The organism is Haemophilus haemolyticus, assembly GCF_001008205.1.
Lineage (GTDB): Bacteria > Pseudomonadota > Gammaproteobacteria > Enterobacterales > Pasteurellaceae > Haemophilus > Haemophilus haemolyticus_Q.
Genome location: NZ_LCTK01000038.1, coordinates 1 through 14,887, shown reverse-complemented (window position 1 = coordinate 14,887; position 14,887 = coordinate 1). Strand labels below are relative to the sequence as shown.

The 14,887-nt window shown below is 39.0% G+C and carries 14 protein-coding genes; 8 read left to right on the top strand and 6 right to left on the bottom strand.

The window, feature by feature from the left end; genetic code table 11:
- On the bottom strand, positions 1-150 hold a 150-nt coding region (locus AAX18_RS08805), incomplete at its 3' end, for a GTP-binding protein (RefSeq protein ID WP_155397215.1).
- Positions 151-328: 178 nt separating this feature from the next.
- Here AAX18_RS08805 and AAX18_RS08335 point away from each other — a divergent pair.
- The 6 genes from AAX18_RS08335 (at position 329) to AAX18_RS08310 (ending at position 6,514) form a co-directional block, all read left to right on the top strand.
- Positions 329-1,117, top strand: a complete 789-nt coding sequence (locus AAX18_RS08335) for an enoyl-ACP reductase FabI (RefSeq protein ID WP_005628382.1) — start codon at positions 329-331, stop codon at positions 1,115-1,117.
- Between the two features lie 65 nt (positions 1,118-1,182).
- A complete protein-coding gene (gene rnb, locus AAX18_RS08330) occupies positions 1,183-3,162 on the top strand; it encodes an exoribonuclease II (protein ID WP_046953546.1) in 1,980 nt (659 codons plus the stop codon).
- A 270-nt stretch (positions 3,163-3,432) separates the two neighbouring features.
- Complete coding sequence (locus tag AAX18_RS08325) at positions 3,433-4,419, top strand: mannose/fructose/sorbose PTS transporter subunit IIA (RefSeq protein WP_046953545.1); 987 nt, start codon at positions 3,433-3,435, stop codon at positions 4,417-4,419.
- Between the two features lie 11 nt (positions 4,420-4,430).
- Entirely contained in the window at positions 4,431-5,225 is a 795-nt protein-coding gene (locus AAX18_RS08320; protein ID WP_005628385.1) for a PTS mannose/fructose/sorbose transporter subunit IIC, read from the top strand.
- Positions 5,226-5,235: 10 nt separating this feature from the next.
- Positions 5,236-6,069, top strand: coding sequence for a PTS mannose transporter subunit IID (gene manZ / locus AAX18_RS08315; protein ID WP_005628387.1), 834 nt, complete (start codon positions 5,236-5,238; stop codon positions 6,067-6,069).
- Positions 6,070-6,130: 61 nt separating this feature from the next.
- Positions 6,131-6,514, top strand: a complete 384-nt coding sequence (locus AAX18_RS08310; RefSeq protein ID WP_046953544.1) for a hypothetical protein — start codon at positions 6,131-6,133, stop codon at positions 6,512-6,514.
- Positions 6,515-6,583: 69 nt separating this feature from the next.
- Here AAX18_RS08310 and argG read toward each other — a convergent pair whose 3' ends face one another.
- The 5 genes from argG to erpA all read right to left on the bottom strand — a co-directional run bounded on the left by argG (position 6,584) and on the right by erpA (position 12,199).
- Positions 6,584-7,918, bottom strand: a complete 1,335-nt coding sequence (gene argG, locus AAX18_RS08305; protein WP_005628389.1) for an argininosuccinate synthase — start codon at positions 7,916-7,918, stop codon at positions 6,584-6,586.
- Between the two features lie 176 nt (positions 7,919-8,094).
- The gene (locus tag AAX18_RS08300; protein ID WP_046953543.1) at positions 8,095-8,967 is read right to left on the bottom strand and encodes a phosphoribosylaminoimidazolesuccinocarboxamide synthase; all 873 of its coding nucleotides are present in this window, start codon (positions 8,965-8,967) and stop codon (positions 8,095-8,097) included.
- A 168-nt stretch (positions 8,968-9,135) separates the two neighbouring features.
- Positions 9,136-11,493 carry a penicillin-binding protein 1B gene (mrcB, locus tag AAX18_RS08295; RefSeq protein WP_005628393.1) on the bottom strand — a complete coding sequence of 786 codons (2,358 nt, stop codon included), beginning with the start codon at positions 11,491-11,493 and terminating at the stop codon, positions 9,136-9,138.
- A 6-nt stretch (positions 11,494-11,499) separates the two neighbouring features.
- A complete protein-coding gene (locus AAX18_RS08290; RefSeq protein ID WP_032825703.1) occupies positions 11,500-11,853 on the bottom strand; it encodes a YacL family protein in 354 nt (117 codons plus the stop codon).
- A gap of 1 nt (position 11,854) precedes the next feature.
- Positions 11,855-12,199 (bottom strand): iron-sulfur cluster insertion protein ErpA, encoded by a 345-nt coding sequence (gene erpA / locus AAX18_RS08285; protein WP_005628395.1) that lies wholly within the window; start codon positions 12,197-12,199, stop codon positions 11,855-11,857.
- A 136-nt stretch (positions 12,200-12,335) separates the two neighbouring features.
- On the opposite strand from erpA, the gene map reads away from it, so the two are divergent.
- Positions 12,336-13,142 (top strand): type I methionyl aminopeptidase, encoded by an 807-nt coding sequence (gene map / locus AAX18_RS08280; RefSeq protein ID WP_046953542.1) that lies wholly within the window; start codon positions 12,336-12,338, stop codon positions 13,140-13,142.
- A gap of 93 nt (positions 13,143-13,235) precedes the next feature.
- Positions 13,236-14,887: bifunctional uridylyltransferase/uridylyl-removing protein GlnD (gene glnD / locus AAX18_RS08275; RefSeq protein ID WP_046953541.1), on the top strand; the 1,652-nt coding region annotated here is incomplete at its 3' end.

Genomic DNA, 14,887 nt, shown 5'->3' with positions numbered 1-14,887 from the left:
AGTCGAGCCTTTGCCTTTTACAGAACCTGCTGTTTGAATCGCATTTCCGTATAAAAGTACTTTTTCGGTGATGGTTGTTTTACCTGCATCGGGGTGGGAAATAATCGCAAAAGTGCGACGTTTATTAACTTCTTCTAATGGATAACTCATTGTTTCTTCTTCGTTCAATTAAAAATGTGGGCTATTTTCGCTGATTTTAGGTTTTTGCTCAAACGAATTTGTAAATAAAGTGCGGTTGGTTTTCTTAGAAAAATTGGTCTGCTTTGTACAAAGACAAATTTTCGCTTATACTACGCAAGTTTTTTACGTTAACAATATAGGAAAAATTATGGGTTTCTTAACAGGTAAACGCATTTTAGTAACCGGTCTTGCAAGCAATCGTTCTATCGCTTACGGGATCGCAAAATCAATGAAAGAACAAGGTGCAGAACTTGCTTTCACTTATTTAAACGATAAATTACAACCGCGCGTAGAAGAATTTGCCAAAGAATTTGGTTCTGATATCGTGCTTCCTTTAGATGTGGCAACTGATGAAAGCATCCAAAACTGCTTTGCAGAATTAAGCAAACATTGGGACAAATTTGATGGTTTTGTTCACGCAATCGCATTTGCGCCAAGTGATCAATTAGATGGTGATTATGTCAATGCTGCAACCCGTGAAGGTTACCGTATTGCTCACGATATTAGCGCATACAGCTTTGTTGCAATGGCACAAGCTGCACGTCCTTATTTAAATCCAAATGCCGCATTATTAACCCTTTCTTACTTAGGTGCAGAACGTGCAATTCCTAACTACAACGTTATGTGCTTAGCGAAAGCATCTCTTGAAGCGGCAACTCGCGTGATGGCTGCGGATTTAGGTAAAGAAGGTATTCGTGTGAATGCAATTTCTGCTGGTCCAATCCGCACTTTAGCGGCATCAGGTATTAAAAACTTCAAGAAAATGCTTTCTACCTTTGAGAAAACCGCTGCATTACGTCGCACTGTGACTATCGAAGATGTGGGTAACTCAGCGGCATTTTTATGCTCAGATTTAGCATCGGGTATTACTGGTGAGATCGTTCATGTTGATGCAGGTTTCAGCATCACCGCAATGGGCGAATTAGGCGAAGAATAATTTTTCTTACATTCTTTTTTAGGCAGGCTTTTCAGTCTGCCTTTTCTCTTTTTTAAAATATAACTATGTTTCAAGATAATCCTTTACTCGCACAGCTTAAACAACAAATCCACGACAGCAAAGAGCATGTAGAAGGCGTGGTAAAAAGCACTGATAAAGCCTATGGTTTTTTAGAGTGCGATAAGAAAACCTATTTCATTGCGCCGCCTTCAATGAAAAAAGTGATGCACGGTGACAAAATCAAAGCCACCATTGAAAAGCAAGGTGATAAAGAACAAGCCGAGCCGGAATCCTTAATTGAGCCAATGTTGACGCGTTTCATTGCAAAAGTGCGGTTCAATAAAGATAAGAAATTGCAAGTCTTGGTTGATCACCCAAGCATTAACCAACCGATTGGCGCACAACAAGCTAAATATGTAAAAGAAGAATTACAAGAGGGCGATTGGGTGGTTGCTAATTTAAAAACTCACCCATTACGTGATGATCGCTTTTTCTATGCTACTATTAATCAGTTTATTTGCCGAGCTGATGATGAATTTGCCCCTTGGTGGGTAACATTGGCACGTCATGACCAGTCTCGTTATCCTGTGCAAGGCACTGAAAGTTATGAAATGTTAGATCAGCAAACCCGTGAAGATCTGACCGCACTTCATTTTGTGACGATTGACTCTGAAAGCACAATGGATATGGACGATGCCTTATATATCGAGCCTATCGAACAAAATGGTGAACAAACAGGTTGGAAATTAGTTGTCGCGATTGCGGATCCAACCGCTTATATTGCATTAGATTCTCAAATTGAAAAAGATGCGAAACAGCGTTGTTTCACCAATTATTTACCAGGCTTTAACATCCCAATGTTGCCACGCGAATTATCTGATGAATTATGTTCGTTAATCGCAAATGAAACGCGTCCAGCCCTTGTTTGTTATATCGAAACGGATCTTGAAGGCAATCTCACGGCTAAACCGCATTTTGTTTCGGCTTATATTCAATCTAAAGCGAAATTGGCTTACAACAAAGTGTCGGATTATTTAGAACAGGCAGATAACGCATGGCAGCCCGAAACATCAGAAATTACACAACAAATTAATTGGTTACATCAATTTACTAGAGCACGCATTCAATGGCGTAAGACTCATTCTTTGTTATTTAAAGAAAAACCAGATTATTCTTTTGTGCTATCTGAAAACGGTAAAGTGGCAGAAATTAAAGCTGAATATCGTCGTATAGCCAATCAAATTGTCGAAGAATCGATGATTATTGCTAACATTTGTGCCGCACAATTCTTAGCAGAGCAGGCACAAACAGGTATTTTCAATACTCATAGCGGTTTTGATAAAAAATTCTTAGAGAATGCGCATAATTTCTTAATGGCAAATTTAGCCAATGAACAAAATCAAGCTGAACTTGCTGAGCGTTATTCGGTAGAAAATTTGGCAACATTAAACGGTTATTGCCAAATGCGCCACGATATTGAACCGATTGAAGGCGATTATTTAGAATTCCGTTTACGTCGTTATTTAACTTTCGCTGAATTTAAATCGGAATTAGCACCGCACTTTGGTCTTGGTTTAGAAGGGTATGCGACATGGACATCTCCAATTCGTAAATATTCTGATATGGTGAACCATCGTTTAATTAAAGCAGTATTGACACAACAAACTTGTAATAAGCCACAAGATGAGGTGCTGGCCCGTTTACAAGAAGCACGCCGCCAAAATCGCTTGGTTGAACGTGATATCGCAGACTGGTTATATTGTCGCTATCTTGCTGATAAAGTCGCAGAAAATGCTGAATTTGATGCAGAGGTGCAAGATGTGATGCGTGGTGGATTACGTGTGCAATTATTAGAAAATGGCGCCTCAATGTTTATACCTGCTTCAACTTTACATAATAATAAAGACGAAATGCAGGTAAATTCTGATGAGATTGCCCTTTATATTAAAGGTGAGTGTATTTACAAAATAGGTGATATTGTGAAAGTGAAACTTACGGAAGTGAAAGAATTAACGCGCAGTATTGTCGGCGAAATCGTTCAATAAAATTGTTCTTCTTTAAACCGGTTTTCAGTGATTGAAAATCGGTTTTTTCTTTTTAAAAACTTTCTTAGTTTACACCGCACTTTTTATCCAAAAGTTATGAAGTGTAATTAAGCATAAAGCATACCAAATTATCCTGTTTACAATACCTTTTTGTGTTCTAAATAATTGATGTATGTCAATTTTAATGGTACAAGCACTTATAATTATCTTGAGTTAGGCAACTGTTTACTCTATGCTTTTGACGATTTATTTCAACCTTAGGAGTATCCAATGATTCAAGTAATCGTTGCAGCTCACGGCAAGCTTGCTGCTGAGTTGGTCAATTCTTCTGAAATGGTGTTCGGTGAGGTGGAAGGACTCCACGGTGTAACATTCGTTCCAGGAGAAGGGCAAGACACTTTGGTGGAAAAGTATGAGGCTATTATTGCTGAATGCTCGCCATCAGATAGCGTGTTATTTTTGGTAGATTTATTTGGTGGTAGCCCGTATAACGCGGCAGCCCGAGTAGCGGCAAAACGCCCTCAAGACGATATTGTCACTGGCGTAAGTTTACCAATGTTATTAGAAGTATTAGATGCCAAGGATGATGCAAAATCAGCGGAAGCACTTGCTGATGTCGCCAAGGAAGTTGGCGTAATGGCAGTGAAAAGTTATCGGAAACCAGATGACATTGCCTCTTTCGCTCAACCTGAAACTCTAAAAGAGGAAGCAAAAGAAGAACAAGAAAGCGAAGAAGATAATACTCAATACGATCCTAATGGACGTATGAGTGTCAACTTACTGCGTATTGATGATCGTTTAATTCATGGTCAAGTCGCTACTTCTTGGGCAAAAGCAGTGAAATGCGAAGCCATTTTTGCTATTAGTGATGAAGTGGCAAATGATGAATTGCGTAAGGAATTGCTTCTTCAAATTGCTCCGCCACATTTGAAAGCCTATGTAATTCCTGTGGATAAAGCGATTAAGGTTTACAACAATCCAAAATATGCGAGCCGTAATATTTTAATGCTTGTAACCAAGCCTGAAGATGCAGTGCGTTTAATCGAAGGTGGTTTGCGTATTGATACCATTAACGTGGGTGGAATGACGCATAAAGAAGGCAATAAACAGCTTTCTGATGCAGTCACAGTGAATCCATCTAATGTCGCTGCATTCAAAAAATTACTTGATATGGGCGTGAAGCTTTCCCTTCAAAAAGTGGCTGTGAATAAGCCTGTTGAACTTACTCGCGAAAAATTTGATTCAATTAAATTCTAGGAGCGCATTTTATGTCAACAATGGAACTCATTTTAGTCGTGCTTGTCGCGGCAATTTGCGGTATGGGGAGCGTATTAGATGAGCGCCAAACCCACCGTCCACTTTTTGCTTGTACGATGATTGGCTTGGTATTAGGCGATCTTGAAACCGGTATTATCCTTGGCGGTACATTAGAAATGATCGCGCTAGGTTGGATGAACGTTGGAGCTGCTATGGCGCCAGATGCAGCACTTGCTAGTGTGATCTCCGCGATTCTTGTTATTAAAGGCGGTCAATCTGTGGGTACGGCGATTGCTATCGCGGTACCAGTTGCTGCTGCAGGTCAAGTGCTTACTATTTTCGTACGTACACTAACGATCTTCTTACAACATAAAGCGGATAAATTTGCTGAGCAAGCTAATTTCCGTGGGATTGAACTTTGCCATTTTGCAGGGCTTTCCTTACAAGCATTGCGTGTTGCAATTCCAGCATTAGCAGTTGGTTTGGTCGCAGGTACAGATGCTGTAACTAGCGCATTAGATGCAATTCCTGAAGTGATTACTCGTGGCTTACAAATTGCGGGTGGATTTATCGTCGTAGTGGGTTATGCAATGGTGATTAATATGATGCGCGCAGGTGCATTAATGCCATTCTTCTTCCTTGGTTTTGTTATTGCTTCCTTTACTAATTACAACTTAGTTGGATTGGGTATTCTTGGTACTTGTTTAGCAATGCTTTATATCCAATTAAATCCGCGTTTTAACCAGGTCGCAATGCCAGTGGCAAGCAAAAGAAAACTTGCTGATAACGAATTAGAAGGTCTATAAGGAGCGCATTATGTCAGAACAAAAAGTAACTCTTACCAAGGGTGATATTTTAAGTACTTATTTCCGTTCAACGTTCCTTTTAGGTTCATTTAACTTTGAACGTATGCAATCAATGGGATTTTGTGTTTCGATGATCCCAACAATCAAACGCCTATATAGCAAAAAAGAAGATCAAGCTGCAGCACTTAAACGCCATCTTGAATTTTTTAATACTCAACCTTGGGTAGGGTCTGCAATTATGGGCGTGACTGCCGCAATGGAACAAGAGCGCGCGAATGGTGCAAAAGATGTGGATGATGCAGCAATTAGCGGTGTAAAAGTCGGACTTATGGGGCCACTAGCTGGTGTGGGCGATCCTATTTTCTGGGGAACTTTACGTCCAGTTTTAGCCGCACTTGGTGCTGGAATTGCCTTAACCAGTAGCATTTTAGGTCCATTATTGTTTTTTATCTTAATCAATGTGATCCGTGCTGTTACGCGCTGGTATGGTTTCAAATATGGTTATGAAAAAGGCACAGAAATCGTCTCTGATATGGGTGGTGGACGTTTGCAAAAAATCACTCAAGGGGCTTCTATTCTTGGTCTCTTTGTCATGGGCTCGCTTGTTTCTAAATGGACAAGTATTAATGTCCCATTAGAACTTACACGCTATAAAAACCAATTAGGTGAAGAAGTTGTGGTCACCTTGCAAGGCGTATTAAATGATCTACTTCCAGGTTTATTAGCCTTATTACTGACTTTCTTATGTATGTATTTATTACGTAAAAAAGTGAATGCAATGGTGATTATCTTTGGTTTATTTGGTGTAGGGATTTTAGGTTACTGGGCTGGTATTCTTGCATAATCCTTGCGAAAGTTAATAATAAGGGCGATGATAACGCCCTTATTTTTTATGGTGAATTTGAATGAAATTATCTGAACTTATCCAAGCTCCACCCAGTGAAACTTATATTAAAAACAGCTCTCGACTTGTTTCAGGATTATTTGTTATAGGTGGGTTGCTTTATTATCCAACAAATGGCTATGGCACTGTCATTGCATTGGCATTAGCACTAATTGTTTTAGTTGGGCAAAAGATGTTACTTACCCAAGCAAATAAGGATTTTGCTGATATGTATCAAGCAAAGGCTTTATTTGAAAAGACGCAAAACTATGATTATTTACGTTTTATTATGGCCTGTTCAGAGCAGATGCTAAAGGATAATAAAGTGCTTTCTGACAAAGCGAAAAATGAAATCCATAAGCTGCAAGCATTTTCTCAAGGTGAATTAGAAAAGATGGGTGAATAAAAAATGGCTACATGAAGTAGCCATTTTTATAAGCGGAAAAGTGCGGTCAGTTTTTACCTCACTTTTATCTTATTTCTTGCCTAATTGTGGCAAGACTGAATCTTTAATTGCGCTTAATAAACCTGTTTGTGCATAGATGCCAAGTTTACCTCGGGTGTCCGATACATCTAAATTACGCATAGTTAATTGACCGATACGATCAATTGGATCAAATGGTGCATCTTCCACTTTTTCCATACTTAAACGCTCTGCTTCGTAGGTTAAGTTTGGTGATTCGGTATTTAAGATAGTGAAGTCGTTACCACGACGAAGTTCAAGGGTTACTGTACCCGTAATTGCTTTTGCCACCCAACGTTGTGCTGTTTCACGCAGCATTAATGCTTGTGGATCAAACCAACGACCTTGATATAACAAACGGCCTAAACGGATACCATTAATACGATATTGTTCGATGGTATCTTCATTGTGAATACCAGTTACTAAACGTTCGTAAGCGATATGCAATAATGCCATTCCTGGTGCTTCATAAATACCACGAGATTTGGCTTCAATAATACGGTTTTCGATTTGGTCTGACATTCCTAAACCATGACGCCCACCGATACGATTGGCTTCTAGAATAATATCAACAGCATTATCAAAACGTTTACCATTTAATGCGACAGGGACGCCTTCTTCAAACGTGACAGTTACTGTTTCTGGTTTAATTTCTACCTTGTCATCCCAAAATGCGACACCCATAATTGGTTTAACAATTTTCATGCCTGTGCTTAATTGCTCTAAGTCTTTTGCTTCATGGGTTGCACCCAGCATATTGGAATCGGTCGAATAGGCTTTTTCAACGGACATCTTATAGTCAAAACCATTTTCGATAAGAAATTGAGACATTTCGAAACGACCGCCGAGTTCTTCAATAAACTGTGGATCTAACCAAGGTTTATAGATTTTTAAATTCGGGTTTGTTAATAAACCATAACGATAGAAACGTTCGATGTCATTCCCTTTGAATGTAGAGCCATCGCCCCAAATATTCACATCGTCTTCTTTCATTGCCGCAACGAGCATTGTGCCGGTTACTGCGCGACCAAGTGGAGTCGTATTGAAGTAAGGAATTCCGCCTGTTGAAATATGGAATGCACCGCATTGAATTGCCGCAATGCCTTCATGAGCAAGTTGAGAACGACAATCAATTAAGCGAGCATTTTCTGCACCATATGCCATTGCTTTTTTAGGGATTGCGCTGTAATCATCTTCATCAGGTTGACCTAAATTGGCGGTGTATGCATAAGGTACTGCACCTTTTTGACGCATCCAAAGTAATGCAGCGCTGGTGTCTAATCCGCCAGAGAACGCGATACCGACTTTTTGCCCTTCAGGTAAATGTTGTAGAATTGTATTTGACATATCTTTTCCTTGTTTATAAATTAGATTGCATAATTAATCATTTTATTTGAATAAAAAGTCACTTGAATATAACCGCACTTTTTATGTTTGTCTAGCCTTTTATATATTAAGGCTGAAAATCTTTAGTTGTCATCATGCATAAAAATCCCCGCTGTAAATAGCAGGGATTTTGATCTCTATTTTGTTAATAAATCCAGTGCTTCCTGATATTTATCAACCGTTTTCTGAATAATATTTTCTGGTACTTTCGGTGCGGGAGCTTGTTTGTTCCAGCCGCTATTTTCTAACCAATCGCGTACAAATTGTTTATCGAATGATGGCGGATTAATCCCTTCTTGGTAAGTATCGATAGACCAAAAACGGCTAGAATCAGGGGTTAATACTTCATCCATTAAGGTGAGCGTGCCATTTTCATCTAAACCAAATTCAAATTTTGTGTCGCAAATAATTATGCCTTTAGTCAGTGCATATTCTGCAGCAGCAGTATAAAGTGCGATTGCTTTTTCTTTTACTTGTGCGGCTAAATCAGCCCCGATGAGTTTTTCACATTCAGCATAGCTGATATTTATATCGTGATTGCCGACGGCTTCTTTACTTGATGGGGTGAAAATAGGTTCTGGTAATTTACTGGCTTCAACTAAGCCTTCAGGTAGTTTTAATCCGCAGATGGTACCAGTTTGTTTGTAATCTTTTAAACCACTACCAGTTAAATAGCCACGTACGATAGATTCAATTTTAATGGGATTCAAACGTTTACACACTACAGCGCGATCTTTGACTAAATCAGCTTCTTCTTTTGGCAATACATCATAAACACTCTCGCCAGTGAAATGATTCGGCATAATGTGAGCAAGTTTGTTGAACCAAAAGTTGGATATTTGAGTCAGGATTTCGCCTTTTCGTGGAATGGGATCATCTAAAATAACGTCAAACGCAGATAAGCGGTCAGAAGCAACCATTAGCATACGTTTATCATCTATTTCATAGAGATCGCGTACTTTACCTGAATAGATTTTTTTTAGACTTAGAGTGGGGAGTTGTTGTGTCATCGTTTTGCACCTGTATGAAAGTAAAAACTGGTGCGTATTGTACCGCATTTTTAAAGCAAACGTTTGCTATTTTTTAAAAGAAATAAAAAAATCCCCTGAAATTTCAGGGGAAGTGTAGTTTTTTCGCTTCAAAAAATTTGCTTATTATTAGAAATATACCGCGATTAATTATTGTGCGGGTGGATTTGGGTTATCCAATACATCCCAGACGCTTTCTTGTCGAGGAGAAATTTCTGTTTCAGCTGGTGGAGTAGCTGGCGATGGAGAAGCATTTGGTGTGCCTCCACAGAAATTTTGCCCATTATTCACCCAAACTGGGATCACTCGATTGCTGTCACAATCCCAGCTGCCATGTTGGGTAATGCCAACCCATTTCATATTCGCAGGTTTATTTAGCTTCAATTTCTCAATATAAGTATGGCTTAAATAATCTTTATAAATCTGTAATGCGCCTGATGCACCAGTGAGTTTGGTTTCGCCATTATCATCGCGACCAAGCCAAACTGTGCTGATATTTTTTCCATCGATCCCCACAAACCAAGTATCACGGGCATCATTTGTTGTCCCTGTTTTACCAGCTAAACGTAAATCTGCATAATCATTTTGCAAGCTACGAGCTGTACCACGTTCAACAGTTTGTTGCATCGCAAATAACGTTTGGAATGCGGCTTCTTGTGGGACCACTTGTTTTGCGGTTTTATCATGTTGATAAATGATATTTCCTTGACGATCCGCAATGGTATCGACAGTTGTGAGTTCAATCCGTCCACCTTGATTCGCAATAGTTTGATAAAGTTTAGTTACATCATAAGGTGAGATGGTATAAGCCCCGAGCAACATAGCCGGCACTTTTGGAATTTCCACATTATCCCATCCCATCGCTTTTTGTGTATCAATGACTTTGCTCAAGCCGACTTTCATCCCAATATTCACAGTCGGAATATTTAAAGAACGCGCTAAGGCATCCATTAACATCACTGAACCACTATATTTTTTGTCATAGTTGCGCGGCTGCCACGGCGGGCTACCTTTAACATTAATCGTAATTGGCTGGTTATTAATTGGGGTATTCAAACGGAACTGTTCTGGATTCGAAAGTGCGGTCAAATAAATAGAAGGTTTTACTAAAGAACCAATCTGACGCTTTGCCATTAATGCGCGATTAAAGCCCGCATATTGTGTTTGCAAACCACCTACTACCGCACGAATTTCACCCACGCGGTAATCGGCAACAATCATGGCTCCTTCTAAATATGGATTTTTCGTTTTCAGTTGTAGTTGTGAAACTGTATTCACCACTGCATTTTCTGCTTGGGCTTGTTGTTTTAAATCCATTGTGGTGAAAATCCGTGCGCCAAGTAAGCTGGATATTTTATGTTCGCCTAGTTCACGACGTAAATCTGCCTGTAAAGTTTGAATAAATGACGGATATTTACGGGAGATTTGTCCTTTTTGTTGAACACCTAAAGGTCGTTGGCTTAATAATTGGTAAAGTTCATCACCGATCATTTTATGTTCAAGCATGAGCTTTAAAACAACATTACGACGTTCTAAGGCATTTTGAGGATTACGCCAAGGATTATAAAGTGAAGGACCTTTGACCATACCGACTAAAAGTGCAATTTGATCTAAGCTAATTTCACGAATCGAACGACCAAAATAGAATTGGCTGGCTAACTCAAAACCATGAATTTGCGTATCGCCATTTTGTCCGAGATAAATTTCATTGAGATAGGTTTCGAGAATACGATTTTTATCATAACGCCAATCTAACACCAATGACATCAAGGCTTCGTTCGCTTTACGGGTAATCGTACGTTCGCTTGATAAAAATAAATTTTTCACGAGTTGTTGAGTGAGCGTACTCCCACCTTGTACCGTTTGCCCCGCACGGATATTGGTAATTAATGCTCGTATAATCCCCACTGGGTTTATACCATGATGATCATAAAAACGGCGATCTTCCGTTAAAATTAAGGCGTCAATCAATAAGCGCGGGTAATTTTGTAAAGGAATTGCAAGGCGATCTTCATTATCAGATTCCAACATTGCAATCAATTTTGGCGCAAGGCGAAATTCATCGATTGCTTTTACGGCAACGAGATCTTCAATTCGATTAAGTTTGTTATCGACAAAACGTAAACGTAAAACTCGTTGTGGTTCTGGTTTATCAGGGAAAGGGAAAGCTCGACGAAGAACTACAATGGTATCATCTTCTAATTTAAAATCGCCTGGTGCAGCAACCATGGTCGTTTGGCGATATTCGTTATCTAATAAAATTTGAATCACTTCATCGAAAGCGAGATTATCGGCAATTTTCACACTTTCAATGCGGCTATATACTTCAGCGGGCAGACGCCAAATTTGCCCGTCCATTTTCGAACGGATTTGCCAATCTAAATATCCGCCATAAAATACAGTTAATACCGCACCAGTAAACGCTACTTTTAATAGAAAGCTTTTGAAAGAACTGCGTTTTTTAGGTATTTTTTCTTCGGGATTTTTTTGAACGTTTTCGGTGGTCATAGTCGGTTAAGAGATAAAATCAACATAAGCTTCGAGAAAATGAATAAAATCTTGCGTGCCACAAAAAGCGATGCTTTCTTCATCATAATAATGAAAATCGTCTTCCAGAATTTCATCTGTTTCAATGGCGAGATTATTCGCTCTCACCATTATTTCATCAGCATCTAAAAACAATGTATATTCTGCGCCGATTAAGATCTCTTCTTGATTTTCAGAGAGTGATTGCGCAGTAGAAAGTGCGGTCAAAATCGCCTTTGGATTTGACCGCACTTCTGTATTGAACCAGTTAGCAAGAGCAATGTGTTCCATCGAACATTTTACGGATACATTGCCTTGATAATGTGTAAATTGAAAATCCATCTTAGATACTAAAGGATGAACCACAGCCACAAGTGCTGGTAGCATTTGGATTATTTACAGTAAAGCGTGAGCCTTCTAAACCTTCAGTGTAATCGACGGTACCACCGATTAAATACTGTAAACTCATTGGGTCAATCACAAGTTGAACCCCTGATTTTTCAATCGTTAAATCACCTTCATTCACTTTTTCATCAAAAGTAAAACCATATTGGAAACCGCTACAGCCACCACCCGTGATATACACGCGTAATTTCAAATTGGTATTTTCTTCTTCGCTGATTAAACTTTTTACTTTATTCGCTGCTGCATCAGTAAATATCAATGGTACTGCAATGTTATCTGTCATAATTATTTCCCGCTTCCCGAAAATTTGAATTCCGTTATTATCTAATAACCATTTACTCCATTCAAGTGTAATCCAGTTTTTTCCTAGAAATCGTGCTATAATCTGGCAAAATTTTTTTCAAAAAAGGTGAAATAAAATGGCTATTCCAATTAGAACAGAAAAAGAAATTGTAAAACTACGTGAGGCCTGCAAATTGGCTTCTGATGTGCTAGTGATGATTGAACCTTACGTAAAAGCAGGCGTAACTACAGGTGAACTTGATCGAATTTGCCATGAATATATGGTGAATGAACAAAAGGTTATCCCTGCGTGTTTGAATTATCACGGTTTCCCAAAGGCTACCTGTATTTCCATTAACGAAGTCGTCTGTCACGGTATTCCAAGTGAAGATAAAGTGCTTAAAAATGGCGATATTGTGAACATTGATGTCACGGTGATTAAAGACGGTTATTTTGGTGATAACTCAAAAATGTATATCGTGGGCGGAGAAACGAATATTCGTAGTAAAAAATTAGTGGAAGCGGCACAAGAAGCCCTATATGTGGGATTGCGTACAGTAAAACCAGGTATTCGTTTAAATGAAATAGGTAAAGCCGTGCAAAAATATACTGAAAGTCAAACTTTCAGCGTTGTGCGTGAATATTGCGGACATGGTGTTGGTACAGAATTTCACTGCGAACCTCAAGTATTGCATTATTACGCAGATGATGGCGGTGTGATTTTAAAACCAGGTATGGTGTTTACGATTGAGCCAATGATTAACGCGGGCAAAAAAGAAGTGCGCGTGATGGGAGATGGTTGGACAGTAAAAACCAAAGATCGTAGTCATTCAGCACAATACGAACATCAAATTGTTGTCACCGAAACAGGTTGTGAAGTAATGACTATTCGTGATGAAGAAATTGCGGAAGGCCGAATTTCACGGATTATGGTGAATGTGTAATTGATATTAAATTATAAGATAAGGGCGTAGATATACGCCCTTTTTATTTTTCTTTATAATAACGCCACCTCGAACCACTAAAAGGCAATCAACATGCTGTTTCCTTTGTCATTATCTTCTCCTTTAACGCCAAGTACGGTCAAAATTGAACGAGAAAATCTCAAGCAATTTGAGCTCGAGAATTTTTCTCGTTATTCCATTTTTGAGCTTATTGAAAATCGCTGTGATTTTTATGATTCCTTATTGATTCAACTTTGGCAGGAAATAGGATTAAGTGAACAGCAAGGCATTTCTTTAATTGCGGTGGGCGGTTATGGACGGCGTGAGATGTTTCCTTTGTCGGATTTAGATTTTTTAATTTTGGTCGAGCAAATACCTAGCCCAGAAATTGAAGAAAAAATTACTCAATTTATCCAATTTTTATGGGATTGTGGCTTTGAGGTGGGAAATAGTGTTCGAACCTTAGAACAATGCGAATCGGAAGGAAAACAAGATATTACGATTGCCACCAATTTATTAGAAGCAAGATTTCTCACTGGAAATCGACCGCACTTTGATGCGCTAAATGAATTGGTAAAACGTGCTGATTTTTGGTCGAAAGAGGATTTTTTTAACGCCAAAGTGCAAGAGCAAATAGAACGTTATCAGCGTTATCACAATACGGCTTATAACCTTGAGCCAGATATTAAGTATAGCCCTGGTGGTTTGCGTGATTTGCATTTGTTGTATTGGGTGGCTTTGCGCCATTCGGGGGCGCTGACCCTTGAGGCCATTTTACAAAGTGGTTTTATTTATCCTCAAGAATATCAGCAACTACAAGAAAGTCGAGCATTTTTATTTAAAGTGCGGTTCGCTTTGCATTTGATTTTGAAACGTTACGATAATCGTCTGTTGTTTGATCGTCAAATTAAAGTCAGTGAATTGTTGGGTTTCCGAGGGGAAGGCAATCAAGCTGTGGAAAAAATGATGAAATGTTTTTTCCAAGCATTGCACCGAATTTCGCTGATTAGTAATTTGCTGATTCAGCATTATCGAGAAAATGTGCTCTCATCAAATCAGGATACTGTGATTGACCAATTAGACGATGATTTTCAACTGATTAACCAATCCTTATGTTTGCGTAATAGCCTTGTTTTTCAAGAAAAACCAGCGCGAATTTTAGATATATTCTTTTATTTAACGCAGTATGAACAGGCTGATATTCATTCAGATACCTTGCGTCAATTACAAATTTCCTTAGAGCAATTACCACAAAAATTATGTGAAATCCCTGAGGCTCGAGAAAAATTTTTACGTTTGTTTAATCAACCTAATGCGATTAAGCGTGCGTTTATGCCGATGCACCAATATGGCGTATTAACTGCGTATCTTCCGCAATGGCAAGCCATTGAGGGCTTAATGCAATTTGATTTATTTCATATTTATACGGTGGATGAGCATACATTGCGCGTGATGTTGAAATTGGAAAGTTTTCTGTCACAGGAAAGTGCGGAAGAACATCCCATTGCTCATCGAATTTTTAGTCAACTTTCTGACCGCTCTTTACTTTATATTGCGGCGTTGTTCCACGATATTGCAAAAGGGCGGGGCGGTGATCACGCAGAGCTTGGCGTAGAAGATGTGGCAGACTTTGCGCAATTACATGGTTTAGATCGTCGAGAAATTGATACCCTTGCTTGGCTCGTAAAATCCCATTTGCTGATGTCAATTACGGCGCAACGCCGTGATATTCATGATCCTGAAGT